Origin of the sequence: Staphylococcus petrasii (assembly GCF_002902565.1) — a bacterium.
GTDB lineage: Bacteria > Bacillota > Bacilli > Staphylococcales > Staphylococcaceae > Staphylococcus > Staphylococcus petrasii.
Genome location: NZ_PPRC01000124.1, coordinates 1 through 2245, shown reverse-complemented (window position 1 = coordinate 2245; position 2245 = coordinate 1). Strand labels below are relative to the sequence as shown.

The window sequence follows — 2245 nt, the reverse complement described above, 5'->3', positions numbered from 1 at the left end:
ATCTGTATGTAATAATTTCGGAAGTTGCTTATCTGTACCATTATTACTACGGTCAATAACATATAACTTATCAGGATTCACTTTATTTAAATATTCATAACTGATTAAATTCCCACCGACATTTTCTTTCATCGCTGTATCTGCATATTTAATCCCTAAATCACGTGTTAAAAATCCACCAAAGCGCCCAGTAGCGTTGAAAGCTTTGATTCCTTTATCATCAACACTTAAAAATAAAACTTTGCTATTATCTACTGTTTTTTTAACTTCTTCAACTTTTCTAGTTAATTCCGCGTTAAGTTGTTTAGCTTTATCTTCTTTTTCAAAAATTTTACCAATAATCGTGGTACTTTCTTTAATTGAAGCTATATAATCGCTATTATTTGGGCTAATAAACACTATTTTAGCATTAGGCGCTGCCTTTTTAAGTTCATCCAATGTTTTAGTATGTGCTTGTCTAAAAGATGTAAAAATAATTTCGGGTTTAGATTTAGCTAATGCCTTATAATCAGGTTGGCCAGGATTACCTAAATTTATGTATTTGTTGTCTTTAAATTCTTCTAGAGAGTGGGGTAGAAATGCCATTCCTTTTCCTTTAGAAATAGAGACAATTTTATTTTCTAATCCCATTTGTTTCATAATATCTAAAGCTCCATAATCCATTACAGCAACACGTGTAGGGTTTATTGGCACCTCGACTTTATTATTTTGCATTTCGCCTTTACCTTTATTAGTTTTATCAGCTCTAAATTCATATGTATTGTTAATAGTAATTGTCTTTTTATTCGTATTACTCTTAGAATCTTTATCACAAGCTGAAAGAATAATTAAGATAGATGCAATACATAAAATATATTTAATAACTTTATTCATAATTAACCTCCTTATAATACACTATTATAATTGAAAGTGATAATCATTTTCAATTATAATTTGGCTAATTATTAATCAAAAATTTTAACTATCCAGTAGTTGATCAAGTATTTTACATATTGAGGCTGCATTCGGCTCTATAGAATTTAATTTATAATTATTTTCAAAAATAGGGAGATTAAGCGCCTTATTATTAACAAAATAACCCGTCTCAGCATTGTTCAACATCGTAATATCATTATGGTCATTACCAAAGGCAATATACACTGGGTTTGTGCCAAGTATATACTCAATAGCAGTATATTTATTGATGTGTTGCGCAGTAATATCTATATTTAGTTCATTTGAATGATTAATTAAAGATAAATGGGGCGCTTTTTCACTTAAATGTGTTGCAATAGCTTCGAAATGCTGCGTTGATATATTCAACAATATAACTTTAATAGGTGAAGTTATTACGTCTATAGATTGTTTTTGTGCTAAATGTAATGGATCTAAACGTTTGTAAATTTCATTCGTAGCACTAACATTAGCAGCATAATCCCATTCATCATCGATTATATAATTTAAATCATACTTTTTGATAACGTCTTTAATAATTTGAAAATCTGTATGAGATATAGTAGCTAAAGTTTGAATTGTTTGTTTTTCAGAAATAATTGAACCATTGCCACCAATTAATGACATATCATGAAAGGCTTTTGGCAAAATTGGAAGTAAGTCGCGTATTGGTCTTGCCGATGCAAAAATAATTCTATGTCCTACGTTATGTAAACTAGTTAATCTTCGAGTTATTTCTTCGTCAATTTGCTGTCCATCAAAGCATATTGTGCCATCAATATCAAAAACTAAATTCATATGTAATATAAACTCCTTTATATAGTGTATATATGTATAGATATTATCATAAAATGTATTAATAACTTGCTAGAGCTTAGCAAATGGATAATCGCCAAATAATTGATAGTAAACTAAACAGTTAATTAAACTGAAATATGGTAAAAGGATAGCTCCCCTAAAGCTCAATACATAACTTCCTATAATATATATTATGTAAACTAAAATATTGATTAACAAATATCTTGTATTTATAGACGCTGTCAGGACGATTTCTGAGCATTTTTATTATCTCTTATGTACAGTTATCTTATTTATGTTCATATCTACTAAGTTAAATTTTGCTTTTCAGTTCTAATCCAGATTTGATTAACAACTAATATTTTTATACGTATATAAATATGCTAAGTTTAAACGCAACAAAGCACCAAACTTCGTTATTATATAAAGTTATATTTGGAGTTGCTAAGCTAGTAATACATTTAAATATAATATGTATATAATCTGTCTCTTATACACATCTCCGAGCCCACGA

2 protein-coding genes are annotated in these 2245 nt (G+C 28.5%); both read right to left on the bottom strand.

From position 1 onward, the window contains the following. Nucleotides 1–873, bottom strand: an 873-nt coding sequence (locus tag CD127_RS11905; RefSeq protein ID WP_103366826.1) for an ABC transporter substrate-binding protein, incomplete at its 3' end; no start/stop codon positions are given. Between the two features lie 84 nt (nt 874–957). Then, the gene (locus tag CD127_RS11900) at nt 958–1731 is read right to left on the bottom strand and encodes an HAD-IIB family hydrolase (RefSeq protein WP_103366825.1); all 774 of its coding nucleotides are present in this window, start codon (nt 1729–1731) and stop codon (nt 958–960) included. Between the last annotated feature and the right edge of the window lie 514 nt (nt 1732–2245).

Excerpts from the sequence above, each read along its gene's own strand:
- CD127_RS11900 (WP_103366825.1), bottom strand. The coding sequence starts at position 1,731 with ATGAATTTAGTTTTTGATATTGATGGCACAATATGCTTTGATGGACAG.